Source organism: Hymenobacter telluris, from assembly GCF_017313265.1.
Classification (GTDB): Bacteria; Bacteroidota; Bacteroidia; order Cytophagales; family Hymenobacteraceae; genus Hymenobacter; species Hymenobacter telluris.
The window spans coordinates 49,939-65,724 of sequence record NZ_JAFLQZ010000017.1 but is presented as its reverse complement, the minus strand read 5'-3'; the positions used below and the strand labels follow the sequence as shown (position 1 = coordinate 65,724).

Sequence of the window (15,786 nt, the reverse complement as noted above, 5' to 3'; positions counted from 1 at the left end):
TCCGCTACTCCGTTACTCTCTTACAAATACTGCTCGATGTCGCCGGCGCCCTGGCGGACTAGCTCGAAGTCGTCGTTGGTGCAGTCGATGATGGTGCTGGGCACGTTACCCCCGAAACCACCGTCGATTACCAAATCCACGAGTAAGCGGTACTTCTCGTAAATCAGGTCGGGGTCGGTTACGTATTCTTCCAGCGTGTTTTCGTCCTCACGCACCGAGGTACTGATAATGGGGTTGCCTAACTCCTTTACCAGCTGAATGATAATCGTGCTGTCGGGCACCCGGATGCCTACGGTTTTGCGCTGGCGGCCGCCTTGGCGGGGGGCTTTGGCGCTGGCCTCAAAGATGAACGTGAACGGACCCGGCAGGGCCTTCTTAATGACTTTGTAAGTAGGCGTGGTGATGCCGTGGGCGTAATCGGCAATATGCGAGAGGTCGGAGCAGATAAAGCTGAGGTTGGCTTTGTCGGGGTTCAGGCCTTTGATGCGGCAGAGCTTCTCAACCGCCTTGGCATTATGAATATCACACCCAATACCGTATACAGTATCGGTGGGGTAGATGATGATGCCGCCTTTGCGCAACACATCTACAACTTGCTGGATACGGTTCTGAGGTGGATTATCGGGGTGAATGCGGAGCAGCGTAGCGGGCATAGGGAAACAGGGGAGTAGCTGAGTGAAACAAACGACGCAGTGGTCGGAGCGGAGCAAGGTAGCCGATGTGGCAGACTTCTGCTTACAGTTTTCGTGTAAAATTCCTGTTAGGTTTCTATGTGCCGAAAGTCAAGCCACAAAAAAAGCCTCTGCCCGGAGGCAGAGGCTTTGCTGAAAAGCACGAGTGAATTAATGCTTCACCACTTTATAGGTGGCACTTGCAGCACCATCTTGCACAGATACCACGTAGCTGCCAGCGGGCAGGCTGCGGAGGCTGAACGTGCCGTCGGCGGCGGCCGTGCCGCTCAACACCTTGCGGCCGGTTAGGTCGGAAACGCTAACAGGAGCATTGGTGGCTTTGCCGTTGATACGGATGCTTACTACATCTGCGGTAGGATTTGGGTAAATACTAACAGCTGCGTTTTTAGTGGCAGAAGCAGTGCTAAGAGTCGTGCTAACCAAGCCATAAGTGCGTACGTTATCAACTCGCCAAGATCCAGCGGCGGCTTCGGCATTGTACCCATAGATGCGAAAAGTTACTGGAGCAGTAAGCGTTGCGAAGCTAGTGGGTAAGGTCAGTTTCCTGTTGGCGCGGGTATCCGTATCATCAGGTACGTTGACCGCAATGAGGTTGGTAGCAAAGTTGTCTAAGCTGGACCGGATAGCCCAGTCGCGAATACCCGTGCCAGACCGCCGCTCGTCTAGCACAAGGCTATCAAGTCGTAAACGGAACCCAATAGCTGGCTGTACCGAAAACTCGAAGTAATCTGTGGCGTCAAGTGCAGCAGTAGACCAATCGGTGGCTGCAAACGTGTTGGCTCCAGCCGAGCCCGTAATACCAGCCCCGCGTGACATTGAGCTAAACGTTGCATTGGCGGGCTGGCTGTTAGGAGCAAATGTGGCTTCTGAGCCAGCAGCGCCTGTAAACGAATACGTTGCCAGTTGAGCGTGAGCGGCGGTGCCTATGAGGCAAAGCGCAACGGCCGTGGCTAATTTGCTATGAAGAGGAAAGTAAGACTGTTGCATATGATTAAGAAGGTAAGAAAATGCTACGTTGAATGAATAAAAACGTGATGGCAAGTCAATTTTATTGAATCAGCAAAATAAGGTGTTAAACAGCAAACGCTGCCCATGCTAACAGAGCCCACAAAATCTTTAGGTATAGGCACTGTCTTATTCCAATTACTTTTGAACCGTCAAAGCTAATCTAAATACAGCCCGCAGCCCAAACGATAGAGGCTACGCACCCTTTTCGCTTTTTGTTTTCTCGTCATCATGGCCAAACCCCGCATCGACTACAAAGCCAAGGCTACTCGTCGTCGCAACCGTTTCTCCTACACAGTGGGCATCATCGGCTTGCTGCTCATTACGTTCTCGTATTATTTCTACCAGATATTCTTTACCCCGAATATCGAAACCAAGGGCAAGCGCACCTACGTGCTGATTCCGCGTGGCGCCGACTGGAAAACGGCCCTGAACCGCATCGATACTAGTGGGGTAGTTGTGGATAAGATGTCGTTGCACTTCGTGGGGCGCATGATGAGCTACGACAAGCCGGGGGCGGTGAAGCCCGGCAATTACGAGTTGAAGGACGGCCTCACTAACCGCCAGCTCATCAACATTCTCAAAAGTGGCTCCCAGTCGCCGTTGCAGCTCACGTTCAACACCGTGCGCCTGCGCCAAGACCTGGTGGACCGGCTGGCCGCGCAGGTAGATGTGAAGCCCCGCACCCTCGATTCGTTGCTGCGCAGCCCTAGCTACACCCGGAGCCTAGGCTTCGATACCACTTCGGTGCTCACCATGTTCATCCCGAACACCTACGAGCTGTATTGGAACACCTCGGCCGAAAACCTCATGCAGCGCATGAAGAAGGAATACGAGAAGTTCTGGACGCCAGCGCGCGACGCCAAGCGCGAAAAGCTGGGCCTCACCCGCGCCGAGGTCAGCACGCTGGCTAGCATTGTGGAAGCCGAGCAGCAGCAGCACGCCGACGAGCGGCCGCGCGTGGCCGGTGTGTACCTCAACCGCCTCAAGCGCAACATGAAGCTCCAGGCCGACCCGACGGTGGTGTACGCTAACGGTGATTTCGGCATCAAGCGGGTACTGAACGTGCACCTCACCAAAGACTCGCCCTACAACACCTACAAATACGCGGGCCTGCCGCCCGGCCCCATTAACCTGCCCAGCATTGCCAGCATAGATGCCGTGCTGAACCCCGAAAGCCACGATTACTTGTATTTCTGCGCCAAAGAAGATTTCAGCGGCTACCACGCCTTTGCCCGTAACGAGCAGGAGCACCTTGTAAACGCCCGCCGCTACCAAGCCGCCCTGAGCCGCGCCGGCATCATGAAATAGGGTATTCGTTGTTGGTTTTTCGTTTTTCGATCTTAATCAAAACGTAGAACAACAGCGAAAAACAAAAAACCAACAACGAAAAACGAATGTATTCCTCCGACACCAACATCCGGGTGCGCTACGCCGAAACCGACCAAATGGGCTACGTGTACCACGGCAACTACGCGGCCTACTTTGAAGTGTGCCGCACCGAAGCCTTCCGGCAGCTAGGCATTAGCTACAAAGACCTGGAGGCCGAAGGAGTAGGTATGCCCGTAGGCGAAATTCGGACCCGTTTCCGGCGTCCCGCCCGCTACGACGACTTGCTAACGGTGCGCCTATTGCTCAAGCAGCCAGCTGAGGGCTCCCGCGTCATGTTCGAATATGAAATCTATAATGAGGCTCAGGAACTGCTAACCGAAGGCCACACGTTGATGGTGTTCGTGAGCATGGCCACCGGGCGGCCCGTCCCCGTCCCGACCCACATCCAAGCCAAACTGGCGCCCTACTTCACCGACGACGAAACGGCTGGCCTGCTCACCCCACCCAAATCTCCATCGAACGCGCCAGCCCCGGCTGCGTTCCTCAAAAAAGAGTAATACAGTAGCTTGGTCATAGCCTACTCAGTTACTCCGCCACCCAGTTACTCTCATGGCCTTACCCACTCGCCGCTACCACTTACCGGATTTGCGTCGTCGGCGTAGCTACCGACGGTTTATTGTGTGGCTGAAACGGCTGCGCTTCGCCGATGGCAAAGCCTCCGTATACGACGTGGTGGACCGCATGATTCAGGAGCTGAAACTCGACAGCGTAGAAAAGCGAGCAGGCTATATGGCCTTCAACGTAACGGTGGCGCTATTTCCAACCATCATCTTCCTGTTCACGCTCATTCCATACCTGCCCATTCCTAATCTGAACGTTGATATTCTTCAGTTTTTGGCCGATTTCATTCCGGCCGAGATGTACAAAGTGGTGTCAGGGACCATCGAAGATATTGTGAACATTCCGCACGGTGGGTTGCTCTCGTTTGGTTTTGCTACCGCGCTGGTACTGAGTAGCAACGGCATTATGGCTCTGCTCGATGCCTTCGAAAAGAAGTATCCTTCGTTCAAAAAACGGACGTACGTGCGCAAGCGGGTTATTGCCACTTTGCTCACGGTGGTACTTTCGGCGGTGTTGCTGGTATCGGTGGCGGGTATTTTCTTCGGCACCTACATCATTGATGCACTGGTCTTTCAGGAGATAGTGCCTGAAAAATACACCGGAGAGCTAATTACTATTATTAAGTACGGCTCGGTGGTTAGCCTGTTTCTGCTCACCACCTGCCTAGTGTACTACTACGTGCCCCCGGTGCACGACAAATGGCCTTTTTTCTCGGCCGGGGCGGTAGTAGCCACGCTGCTCATCTTCCTGGTGTCGTTCCTGTTCATTCTCTACGTCAAGATTTTCGATTCTTACAACACCTTTTATGGCTCTATCGGGGCGCTGGTGGGCTTTATGGTGTGGCTTGATTTCGTGTGCATGACCCTGATTGTGGGCTTCGAGGTGAACGTGAGCATCGATGTGGTAACCGGGCGCTTGCGCAACGAAGGAACCGGCTTGCGCCTGCTCGACCGGTTGCGGCGCAAAGAAGTGAAATCATTTAGCGCCTGATTATCAGCAGGCAAAGGTGCTAGTAGATACGGAACGCGCCTAAAAGCAGAAAAATATGTTGGTAAAAGTTGTGCCGAGGGCGAGGCACTGCTACTTTTGTCGTCCCAAATCGACTGATTTTACCTTTTAGAGAGGTGGCAGAGTGGTCGAATGCGACGGATTCGAAATCCGTTATACCTGCAAGGGTATCGGGGGTTCGAATCCCCCCCTCTCTACAATACCGATAGCCGGTTTCCGCTGGATTCCGTGTATCTTGCTTCCGAATACCAAGCCGAGCTAGAGAGCTGGCAGAGTGGTCGATTGCGGCGGTCTTGAAAACCGTTGAGGGTTAAACCTCCGGGGGTTCGAATCCCTCGCTCTCTACAAAAAGCCCTGTTTCTGTTATGGAAACAGGGCTTTCTTGTTTTTGGTCCATACCAAGGTAGGTGAGCAAATGAGCATGGCCGGGTTGGTATGTGGTGCAGAGCTATAAAGCCGCCTAAGGGTACGCGGCAAGCAGCATTCAGTAAGGAATAGCGCAGGCGGTGATTTTGTGGAGGAAGGTATAGCAGATATAGTGCTGGTAAGGTGCTACTCAATCATAATAAAAGGATAATCTAAGCCTATAGCTTTAGCCAGTAATTTTGGCTGTTGGTATGGCCTACGCAATAAGCTCTTCCGATCAACACTATTTGAAAGCTCTGGCGCTCGGCAACGAAGTCGCTTTCGATGCCCTGTTCACCCGTTACTACGCGGGGCTGCTTCGCTACGCCAAAGCGCTGCTGCCGTATCCCACGGATGCCGCCCAGGATGTAACGGCCGACGTGTTTTGCAGCCTCTGGCTGAACCGGGCGCAGCTGGTGGTGCAGGGTTCCCTGGCCAGCTACCTCTACGCCGCCGTAAAGCACCGCATCTACGACAAGCACCGCCAGCAGCGCCGCGCCCCCTTCGAGCTGGAAGACAGCCTGCCCAGCACCCAGGCCGAGGCCGACTACCTGCAACCCGACCAGCTGCTCACCTATCAGGAACTCAATCATCAGCTGCTGCACCTGATTGCGCAACTGCCCGAGCGCACCCGTTTGGTATTCCAGCTGCACCGCGACGGCAACCTGACCTACGACGACATTGCCGCGCTGCTGGATATATCAGTTAACTCGGTTAAGACGCACATGTTCAGGGCGTTGAAGTTTCTGAAAACGGCGCTCCACGTTTCCGGCACGCTGTAGCTACGTTACCGTAGTGTTACAGTTGTTACCCTTCCGTTAAGTGTGCTTTTGCGTGTCACGAGGTCAGCGGAGCGGGGCGTCTTTACAGCATGCGGCTAGCATAGTAGCGCCGCTTGCTGCTTGGAACAGGAAGAAATCTATTTACTCGTTACCCGCTACCTGGCCCGGCAAACGTCGTCGGAGGAAAACGAGTGGCTGGCTGTTTGGGTGGCACTTTCGCCGGCCAACGAACAAACGTTCGAGCAGCTGAAAGTGCTGTGGGAAGGCAGCAAAACGTCACCGGCTCCGCTGGAAACGGCTGCCGCGCTGCACCGCGTGAAAGCCCGCCTGGTGCAACCCGCAGGTCCCGCGCCCGTGCCCGTGCGGCGGCCGGTGAAAGCCCGTGCTTACCAGTTGGTGCTGCCGGCGGTGGCGGTGCTGGCAAGCGTGGGAGCCGCCGTGTTCCATTGGTACCCCCAGCCCACCGAACCGGTGGCGTACCGGGTGCAGCGCACCGCCGCCGGCCAGAAACTAACGCTTCAGCTGGCCGACCATTCGGTGGTGACGCTGGCGCCGCAAAGCCAGCTGCGGTACCCGCGGCAGTTTGGGGGCCCGCACCGCGACGTGTACCTGGAAGGGGAGGCGTTTTTCGAGGTCAGCAAAGACGCCAGGCGCCCGTTTCGGGTGCACAGCGGCAGCTGGGTGACGCAGGTGCTCGGTACCAAATTCAACGTGAGTGCCTTCCGGCGGGCGGCGCACACCTCGGTTTCCTTGGTGGAAGGGCGGGTGGAAGTGCTGGACGCCCACAACAAATACCTGCTGACCCCTGGCCAGCAGCTGCTAGCCGAGCCCGCCACCGGGCGCGTGTACCGGCGGGTTTTCAACCAAGCCAAAGTGGTGGCCTGGAAAAGCAACAAGCTGATTTTTCAGAACGAGAAGCTGGCCGATGTGGCCGGTGAAATCGAGCGGCTTTACAACGTGAAACTGGTGTTTGCCGACTCGGCTACGGCGGAAACCCGGCTCTGGGCCACCTTCAACAACGAGCCTTTAACCGCTGTGCTGGAGGCGCTGCAACTCGCCGGGCCGGTGGCCTGCCGGCGCGAAGGCCGGGTGATATACATCAGTGAACGGCCGGCGGCTGCTCGCAATGAATAGTGATTTTTTAGTGAGGAAGACAGTGTGTGGGGACACGCTGCCTTCCGGTAAAAAAGCTGGTAGCTACGAACTGCCGGCCAATTGGAGGCTCTTACATCCTTGGTCGATTAAAAACACTCACGCCCAAACTTATGAAAAAAACAAGGTATCCACGCAGGCGGGGTAGCTGGCTGCCCACAGTAGCTGGCCTGGGGCTGGCGGTGCTGAGCGCGGCCCCAACTCAGGCGGCCGCAGCTGAGCTGCACCAGCTGCCCGGCCTGGCCACCGTGCCCTGCGCCCTAACCGTAACGCAAACGCCATTGGCCGAGGTGTTTGCGCGGATTGAGCGGCAGACGGGCTACCAGTTTTTATACGTCGACCAAACTAACCTGCTGAGCCGCAAAATCAGCGTGGATGCGCCGCACAGTAACCTAAGCGCCGTGTTGCAACTGGTGGGCGCGCAGGCCGGGGTGGAGTTTACGCAGCAGCAGAAGCGCCTGGTAGTGAAGCCCGTGGCGCCCAAAACGGTGAAAGGACGGGTGGTAGATGCCAAAGGGGAAGGGCTGCCCGGCGTGTCGATAAGGGTGAAAGACTCCAGCGTGGGTACTACCACCAACCTCGACGGCTCGTTTCAGCTGGCCGTGGAGCCGGGTAGCGTGCTGCTGATTTCCTTTATCGGGTACGCGCCGCAGCAGCTCACCGTGGACGACAAAAGCACCTACGACGTGGTGCTGCGCGAAGATGCCACCAGCCTCGACGAAGTGGTGGTAACGGCCCTGGGCATCAAGCGCGAGGAAAAAGCGCTGGGCTACTCGGTTACCCAACTCTCTACGGAGCAGCTCACCGAGGCGAAATCCAACAACTGGACCGATGCCTTATCGGGCAAAGTGGCGGGGGTGAACCTGGTGCGCTCGGGTGGCGGACCAGCAGGCTCCAACAAGATTATTCTGCGCGGCGAAAACTCCCTGGCCGGCGACAACGATGCCCTGGTAGTGGTGGACGGCGTGGTACTGGGCGGCAGCAACCGCAACACCGGCAACGGCAGCACCGCCTACCTGCAAACCGAGTCGCCGGTGGATTTCGGGACCAGCCTCAACGACATCAACCCCGAGGATATCGAGTCGGTGTCGGTGCTGAAGGGGCCGGCGGCTACCGCGCTGTACGGTGCGCGGGGCGGCAACGGGGCCATTCTTATCACTACCAAGTCGGGTAAGCTGCGCAAGAAGGGCATTGGCGTCACGTTCAACTCCAACACCGCCTTCGAGACGATTTCGCGCTGGCCCGACTACCAGTACGAGTACGGCCAGGGCACGGTAGGGGAGAACTTCTACTCGTTTGGGGCCACCGCCGACGGGCCCAGCACCCGCAGCACCAGCTCGGCCTGGGGGCCCCGGTTCGAGGGGCAATCCTTCTTTCAGTACGACCCCGCCACCCACACCGGCAGCACCGAGCGCACGCCCTGGGTGCCGTACAAAAACAACCGCAAAGACTTTTTCGAGACGGGCCGCACGTTTACCAACACCATTTCCATCGACGGCGGCAACGAGCGCACGGCGTTTCGCCTGTCGTTGACCAACCTGAAAAACACCTGGATTATTCCCAACACCGGCTACGACCGGAACACGGTAGCCTTGTCGGTGAGCCACAAAATCACCGACCGGTTGCAGGTGTCTACCAAGGTGAACTACACCAACCGCTTCAGCGACAACCTGCCCTCTACAGGCTACAACAACCAGACGATTATGTACTGGTCGATGCTGCAAGTGCCCAACGGCAACCTCGACTGGCTGAAAGACTATTGGGTGCCGGGCGCGGTGGGCGTTACGCAGCGCTACCCGTTCAGCAGCCTCGTGGATAATCCGTACCTGATTACCTACGAGATGCTCAACAAGAGCAACCGGAACTCGCTCACCGGCAACGTGCAGGTCAACTACAAGTTCACCAAGGACCTGAACCTGATGGTGCGCTCCACCCTCGACTTCTCCTACGAAGCCCGCTCGCAGCAGCGGCCCAAGGATACCGAGAAGTACAAGGATGGCATGTACCGCACCCAGAACGTTTTCTCGCAGGAAATCAACCACGATTTCCTGCTGCAATACAGCCACCAGTTCGGCAAGTTTGCCACCACGCTGTCGGCCGGCGGGAGCCGCTTGCGCAACCGCTACCTCAAGGATGAGCTGCGGGCCGAGCGGCTGCTGTACCCGCAGGTGTTCACCTTTGCCAACAGCCGCGACCTGCCTATTTCGCTGCCGTACCGCGCCGAATTTGCGGTGAACGGGCTCTACGGGCTGGCTACCATTGCTTACAACAAGTTCCTGTACCTGGATTTGACGGCCCGCAAAGACTGGTCGAGCACCTTGGCCGGGCCCAACGGCATCGAGCAGATTCCGCTGTATCCGTCGGCCAGCTTGAGCACGATTTTGTCGGAGATTCTGCCGCTGCCGCAGGTGGTGTCGTTTGCCAAGCTGCGCGGCTCCTGGGCCGAGGTGGGCAGCGGCTCTACCACGCCCTACCTCACGTCGTACACCTACGCGGTGGCTACCGGGTTTGCCTCGGGCCTGAGCAACCCCAGCACCATTGCCAACCCCGATTTGAAGCCGCGCCGCACCCGCAGCGTGGAGCTGGGCGCCGATTTGCGCTTCTGGCAAAACCGCATCGGGCTGGACGTGGCCGTGTACCGCAACAACACCTTCGACCAGATTTTGGAAGTGCCGCTGGACCGGGCTTCGGGCTACGACAGGGCGGCCCTCAATGCCGGACTGGTGCGCAACCAGGGGCTGGAAGTGCAGGCCAATGCCACCGTCATTACCAACCCCACGGGCTTTAATTGGAAGCTGTACGGCACCTACACCGCCAACCGCAACGAGGTGGTGGAGCTGGCCGACAGTGTGTTCACCTACCAGATTCAGCGCGGCCCCGGCGGCCGGGGTACGGTGGAAGCCCGGCCCGGCGGTAACATGGGCGCCATCTACGGCCGGGGTTACCTGCGGGCTCCCGATGGGCAAATCATCTACGAAAACGGCTACCCGCTGCTCGGCGACGAGGTGAAATACCTGGGTAGCGCGCTGCCCAAGTGGAAAGGTAGCGTGGGCACCGAATTCGCCTACAAGCAATTCCGGCTGAACGTGCTGGTGGACGGGCAGTTTGGGGCCAAGGCCTACTCGATGAGCCACGCCGTACTGGCCGAGCAGGGCAAAACCAAAAACACCCTGCCCGGCCGCTACAACGGCATTATCGGCAACGGGGTGGTGCAGAACGCCGACGGCTCATTCAGCCCCAACGACGTGGTAGCCGAGAACATCTGGACCTACTACACCGCTCACTACGGGCGCGACAACGTGGAAGCCAACCTGTTCCGCACCGACTTCATCAAGCTGCGCGAGGTGCGCCTCGATTACTCGGTACCCGCCACCGTGCTCCGCAAAATCAAGCTGGAGCGCGCCACCATCGGCCTCTACGGCCGCGACCTGTTCATCATCAGCAACTGGCCTGCCTTCGACCCCGAATTCGGTACCCTCAACAACGGCACCATCGACGCCGGTTTCGAGCTGGGCCAGTTCCCGAGCACCCGCACCATAGGTATCAACCTGACTGTGGGGATTTGACCTCACCCCCCGGCCCCCTCTCCTCGGGGAGAGGGGGAGCCGAACGATACAACGTAGTCAATCAGAACATACCATGCCTCCTGCCTAGCCAGGCGCCTCGCCGACGGCTGGCTCCCCCTCTCCCTGAGGAAAGAGGGCCGGGGGGTGAGGTTTCACGAAAGCATCATGAAAAAGCTAAAACTACTTACCGGGTTGCTGCTGGCCGCCGCCACGCTGGGTCCGATTTCGGCCTGTACCGATGGGTTCGAGGAAATGAACGTCAACCCCAACCAGAACCCCAATGTGGTGCCCGAAACGCTGCTGGCCCCGGCCCTCACCGACCTGGTGAAGCGCAACATGGACCGCGCCCTGCGCCTCACCAACGACCTGATGCAGGTGCACGTGGCGCGCAACGACAACGACGAGGTGCACCGCTACGTGATTCGGACGGCCGAAGCCGACTACATGTGGAACGGCTGGTACACCCAGCTTACCGACTTCCGCGACATGTACGCCAGCGCCAAAGCCGTGAACAGCAACACGTTTATGGGCATAGCGCTGATTTGCGAGGTCTGGACGTTTTCGTTGCTGACCGACACCTTTGGCGACGTACCGTACACCGATGCCATTGGCGGCCGGTCGGGCATTCTGCAACCGCGCTTCGACCGGCAAGAGGTGATTTACGAGGAATTGTTTCGGAAGCTGGAAGAAGCCAACGAGCTGCTGAAAACCAACGTCAACCTCACCGCCGACCAAACCCAGCTCGACCCGCTCTACCAAGGCAACGCCCTGAAATGGCGCAAATTCGGCAACTCATTGTACCTGCGGCTCCTGATGCGGGTGTCGCGCAAGACCGACGCCATTGCCAACGGTATGTCGCCGCAGGCCAAGCTGCGCGACATGGTGAACACCAATGCCAGCAACTACCCGCTCATTGCCAACAACACCGAATCGGCCATTCTGCGCTGGACCGGCACGGCGCCGTACCAGTCGGTGTTCCAAACCTACCGCGTTGCCGACTTCAGCGGGTTCACCTCCATGAGTGAGTTCTTCGTCAACAACCTGGTGGAGTGGAATGACCCGCGCATTGGGAAGTGGGCCACGCTCTACAACGGCACGTACGAAGGCGTGCAGAGTGGCTACGCGCAAAACCAGGTGCCGGTAGCCAAATCCACTTACCCGAACGCGCTGATGACCGAGCCGTTGCTGGGCAACATCATCAACTACGGCGAGGTGCAGCTGCTGCTGGCCGAAGCCGCCCTCCGCGGCTGGATTTCCGGCGACGCCAAAACCTACTACGAAACCGGCGCCACCAACGGCATCACGCTCTGGGGCCTGACGGTGCCCACCAACTACCTGGCCGGCTCCGACGTGAAATGGGAGCCCAGCAGCAGCTTCGACACCAAGCTCGACCAGATTCACCTGCAAAAGTATTACGCGCTGTTTTTCACCGATTTCCAGCAGTGGTTTGAGTACCGCCGCACCGGGCACCCAGTGTTGCCGCTGGGCCCCGGCCTAAAAAACAACCGCCAAATGCCCGCCCGCCTCAACTACCCACTCTACGTGCAGTCCTTGAACCAGCAGAACTACCAAGCTGCCGTAGCCGACCAAGGCGCCGACGACATCAACACCAAGGTGTGGTGGCAAGAATAGGTTTTTGGGCTGTTAGCTGCTGGCTATTAGCTGTTAGCTTTTCTGAACAAGAGCCAGCAGCCAACAGCTAAGACGACTGGCTCCCCCTCTCCCCTAGGAGAGGGGGCCGGGGGGTGAGGCCCCCTTCAGAACGAACAGATAAAGAAACTCTTTATGAACCTGAAAAATCTTCTTCCCCTTGCTTTGCTGGGCGTTTTAGGCTTAACCAGCTGCCTGGAAGACAACCCGGACTATGCCGTTGGTACTCCGAGCCCTATTACTTCCATTGAGGATGTTCGGCGGCTGTACCAGGGCGAAAACGTGCCGTTGCAAGCCGAAGCCCTGGCGGGCGCGCACCAGATTGTAGGCTTGGTCGTGTCGGATGCTACGGGCCTGAACGTGCCCGGCGGTGCCAATACCATTGTGGTGCAAAACAAGCGGCGCGGTGCCGTGCGCGGCATGATTATCCCGCTCAGCGGGGGCGGCCCCACCTTTGCCGTCGGCGACTCGGTGGTGGTGGATATTGCCGGCGGAACTCTGGCCAAAACCAACGGCTCCCTGCGCATTGAAGGCCTGACGCCGGGCCACGTTACCAAAATCAGCAGCAACAACCCCATCCGCACCCAAGACATCAACGTGGAGGCGCTCAAGAACAACCTTGACGCCTACGAAGGCACGCTGGTGCGCATCACGGGTAGCAGCATCACGCCAGTACCCGTGTCGGGCGACACGTACAGCGGCAACAAAACCCTGGCCGACGGCTCCGGCAACCGCCTGACTCTGCACACCGAAGCCACGGCCGCATTTGCCGGCCGCCGCATTCCGGCCAGCGCCACGTTCATTGGTATTGCGGTGGGCGGCCTCGATGCCAGCCAGGAGGTAGTAAGCCAGCTGTGGCTGCGCACCGCCGCCGACGCCGTAGACCCCAGCGGCCCGATTTACTTGAACTTCCCAGAAAGCTTCGAGTCGGTGCCGCAGGCCACCAAGGGCAGCTACGATATGAACACCGCTGCCGTACCCGACAACACGGTGCGCTTTACGAGTGGCCCTTGGAAATTGTACCAGTCCATCCTAGGCAACACGTCGGGCCGCGACCGGTACACCGGTACCCAGGGCATTCGGATGCAGCAAAACCTCACCGTTCCGGCCGTGGTGGAAATGAAGTTCGATTTGCCGAACGGCGCCACCAAAGTCACGCTGATTTACGGCGCCTATTACACCGACGCGGCCAGCTCCTGGAAGCTGGAATACTCGCAAGACCAGGGCGCTACCTGGCAGCAAACCGGCCCCACCATCACCGATGCCGGCAACTGGCAGCGCTCCATCACCTTCCTGATGAATATCAGCGGGCCGGTGCGCTTCCGCATCAACAAGCTGGGGTTGGGCGTGAGCAGCCCGCCCACCATCCTGAACGGCCGTTTGGGCCTGGATGACATTGCCATTTACGAAAACTAGATAGGCCAGAAGCGGTGGCTTTCCAAACGATGTAGAGACGCGACACTTCGCGTCTCGGCATTGAACGGTCGGTAACGCCTCGCCAAGGTAAACAACATCAGCAACGACAAGACGCGAAGTGTCGCGTCTCTACAGCCAGACAGAGACATGTTTAGAAGAAAATTCCTTCAAAGTATCGGCTTGGTGGGTGCGGGTATCAGCCTGCCGCTGGCCCCGGCGGCCCTGGCCGAAGCCGCCGCCCCGAAAGCCAACGCCCACAAGCTCAGCCTCGCGCCCCTCACCCTCAAAGGCAAGGTGCACCAGAACGGCACGGGCGTGGCCGGCGTAGCCGTAACCGACGGCTACAACATTGTGCTGACCGACAAAGCCGGCCGCTACACCCTGGCCAGCAACGCCACCGCCGAATTCGTGTATATCTCGCTGCCGCGCGGCTACGCGTTTCCGCACGACAAGGGCGTGGCGCAATTCTTCAAGGCCATCAAGCCGGGCACCACGTCCCTAACGGCTGATTTCGCGCTGCAAAAGCTGGCCACTGACGACACCAAGCACACGTTTGTAGTGTGGGCCGACCCGCAGATGATTGATAAGAAAGACACCAATCAGCTAATAACCGTATCGGCACCCGATTTGAAGGCGCTGGCGGCTCCTTATGGCCCGAACACCTTTGCCATCGGGTGCGGCGACTTGGTGTGGGACCATTTCGATTTGTTCGACGACTACAAGAAGGCGGTGGAAATAACGGGCGTTCCGTTTTTTCAGGTGATTGGCAACCACGACATGAACCTGACGGCCCGCACCGACGAAGGCTCGGCCGACACGTTCAAAAGTTTGTTTGGCCCAACGTACTATTCGTTTAACCGCGGCGAGGTGCACTACGTGGTGCTTGATGACGTGTTTTTCATCGGGCCGCCGAAAAAGTACATCGGCTACCTCACCGAAAAGCAGCTGCAATGGCTGGAGCAGGACCTCAGCCACGTGAAGCCGGGCACGACGGTGGTGCTGGCCTTGCACATTCCGGTGGACAGCGGCGACAAACGACGCAACAAGCTCAAAGACGAATCGTTGGGTGGCGTGGTGTCCAACCGGGCCGAGCTGTACCGGCTGCTGAAGCCCTACAAAACGCACATCATGTCGGGCCACACCCACGTGTGCGAGAAAATCTTCCACGAAAACACCATCGAGCACACCCACGGCGCGGTGTGTGGCGCCTGGTGGACCGGCCCCATCTGCACCGACGGCACGCCCAGCGGCTACGGCGTGTACGAAGTGAACGGCCCGGACATCAAATGGTACTACAAATCGGTGGGCAAAGACCGGGACCATCAGTTCCGGAGCTACCCCAAAGGCAGCCACCCCGACCGCCCCGACGACATTGTGGTGAACGTGTGGAACTGGGACCCGGAGTGGAAAGTATCGTGGTTCGAGAACGGCCAGCTCCAGGGCCAGATGCACCAGCAAGTCGGCCTCGACCCCATGGCCGTGAAGCTGCAAGCCGGCGAAAAGCTGCCCGCCAAGCACAAGTGGGTGGACCCCACCCTCACCGACCACCTGTTCTTCGCCCGCCCCTCGAAAGAAGCCAGGGAAATCCGCATTGAAGTAACCGACCGGTTCGGGCAGGTGTACCGCGACACGATGGCCGTGTAGCCTCAAGCTGGCTGCTTTATGTTTGTATGAAGCTTGCTTATGGCACTAGCCAGCAGCCCCGCCAAGCCCGACCTTTGGGCTGTGAAAGTAGAGTGAAGAGGTTCTGAAAGGGCCGGTGTCTGGGTGGGCACCGGCCCTTTTACGTTTCTGGCTCTGTCGGGCGAGGGTGCGGCCTACGGCTGAGGTAGTCTGCATGAACCGCAAGCAGCTCGCAACGAACCACAAGCACACGAGCCGGTATTCCGATGTTTGCGTAGGAATGCTGGTTTCAAGGGAGGTGTTTGCAGGGGCTAGCTGGGCTGTTTGCCTTGTAGGCAGATAGAGGATGGAGTTGTTGGATTAAAGCTCCGAAACCGTTTGCAAATAGTGATATTAGGTGAAAAAGTCGGAAAATATTGTTGGTCAGAGGATTGCGCCTATATTGACCCGCAAGACTGATGCTGACCGCATGACTACAGTCCACCACCTTTCCATCCTTTTTCAGCACTTATGAGAAAAGCTCTACGCTCATCC

General features: G+C 58.2%; 11 protein-coding genes and 2 tRNA genes. 11 read left to right on the top strand and 2 right to left on the bottom strand.

Going from position 1 to position 15,786, the window contains the following annotated elements; all coding sequences use genetic code 11:
• Window positions 1–20: 20 nt before the first annotated feature.
• Entirely contained in the window at window positions 21–653 is a 633-nt protein-coding gene (locus J0X19_RS19850; protein ID WP_206986173.1) for an L-threonylcarbamoyladenylate synthase, read from the bottom strand.
• Between the two features lie 189 nt (window positions 654–842).
• Complete coding sequence (locus tag J0X19_RS19845; protein ID WP_206986172.1) at window positions 843–1,508, bottom strand: T9SS type A sorting domain-containing protein; 666 nt, start codon at window positions 1,506–1,508, stop codon at window positions 843–845.
• A 420-nt stretch (window positions 1,509–1,928) separates the two neighbouring features.
• Here J0X19_RS19845 and mltG point away from each other — a divergent pair, with 420 nt between their 5' ends.
• The 11 genes from mltG to J0X19_RS19790 all read left to right on the top strand — a co-directional run bounded on the left by mltG (window position 1,929) and on the right by J0X19_RS19790 (window position 15,273).
• On the top strand, window positions 1,929–3,008 hold the full coding sequence (mltG, locus tag J0X19_RS19840) for an endolytic transglycosylase MltG (protein WP_206986171.1): 1,080 nt from the start codon (window positions 1,929–1,931) through the stop codon (window positions 3,006–3,008).
• An 86-nt stretch (window positions 3,009–3,094) separates the two neighbouring features.
• Complete coding sequence (locus J0X19_RS19835) at window positions 3,095–3,586, top strand: acyl-CoA thioesterase (protein WP_206986170.1); 492 nt, start codon at window positions 3,095–3,097, stop codon at window positions 3,584–3,586.
• A 52-nt stretch (window positions 3,587–3,638) separates the two neighbouring features.
• Complete coding sequence (locus J0X19_RS19830; RefSeq protein WP_206986169.1) at window positions 3,639–4,640, top strand: YihY/virulence factor BrkB family protein; 1,002 nt, start codon at window positions 3,639–3,641, stop codon at window positions 4,638–4,640.
• A 128-nt stretch (window positions 4,641–4,768) separates the two neighbouring features.
• Window positions 4,769–4,855, top strand: a tRNA-Ser gene (locus tag J0X19_RS19825).
• A gap of 63 nt (window positions 4,856–4,918) precedes the next feature.
• Window positions 4,919–5,003 (top strand) — tRNA-Ser (locus tag J0X19_RS19820).
• Between the two features lie 308 nt (window positions 5,004–5,311).
• On the top strand, window positions 5,312–5,845 hold the full coding sequence (locus J0X19_RS19815; protein WP_206986168.1) for an RNA polymerase sigma-70 factor: 534 nt from the start codon (window positions 5,312–5,314) through the stop codon (window positions 5,843–5,845).
• 120 nt (window positions 5,846–5,965) lie between these two features.
• On the top strand, window positions 5,966–6,979 hold the full coding sequence (locus J0X19_RS19810) for a FecR family protein (protein ID WP_206986167.1): 1,014 nt from the start codon (window positions 5,966–5,968) through the stop codon (window positions 6,977–6,979).
• 131 nt (window positions 6,980–7,110) lie between these two features.
• Window positions 7,111–10,563, top strand: coding sequence for a SusC/RagA family TonB-linked outer membrane protein (locus J0X19_RS19805; protein ID WP_206986166.1), 3,453 nt, complete (start codon window positions 7,111–7,113; stop codon window positions 10,561–10,563).
• 165 nt (window positions 10,564–10,728) lie between these two features.
• On the top strand, window positions 10,729–12,195 hold the full coding sequence (locus J0X19_RS19800) for a SusD/RagB family nutrient-binding outer membrane lipoprotein (RefSeq protein ID WP_206986165.1): 1,467 nt from the start codon (window positions 10,729–10,731) through the stop codon (window positions 12,193–12,195).
• Window positions 12,196–12,378: 183 nt separating this feature from the next.
• Window positions 12,379–13,629, top strand: coding sequence for a DUF5689 domain-containing protein (locus J0X19_RS19795; protein ID WP_206986164.1), 1,251 nt, complete (start codon window positions 12,379–12,381; stop codon window positions 13,627–13,629).
• A gap of 147 nt (window positions 13,630–13,776) precedes the next feature.
• Window positions 13,777–15,273: a calcineurin-like phosphoesterase C-terminal domain-containing protein gene (locus tag J0X19_RS19790; RefSeq protein ID WP_206986163.1), complete on the top strand. Its 1,497-nt coding sequence runs from the start codon at window positions 13,777–13,779 to the stop codon at window positions 15,271–15,273.
• Window positions 15,274–15,786 lie beyond the last annotated feature (513 nt).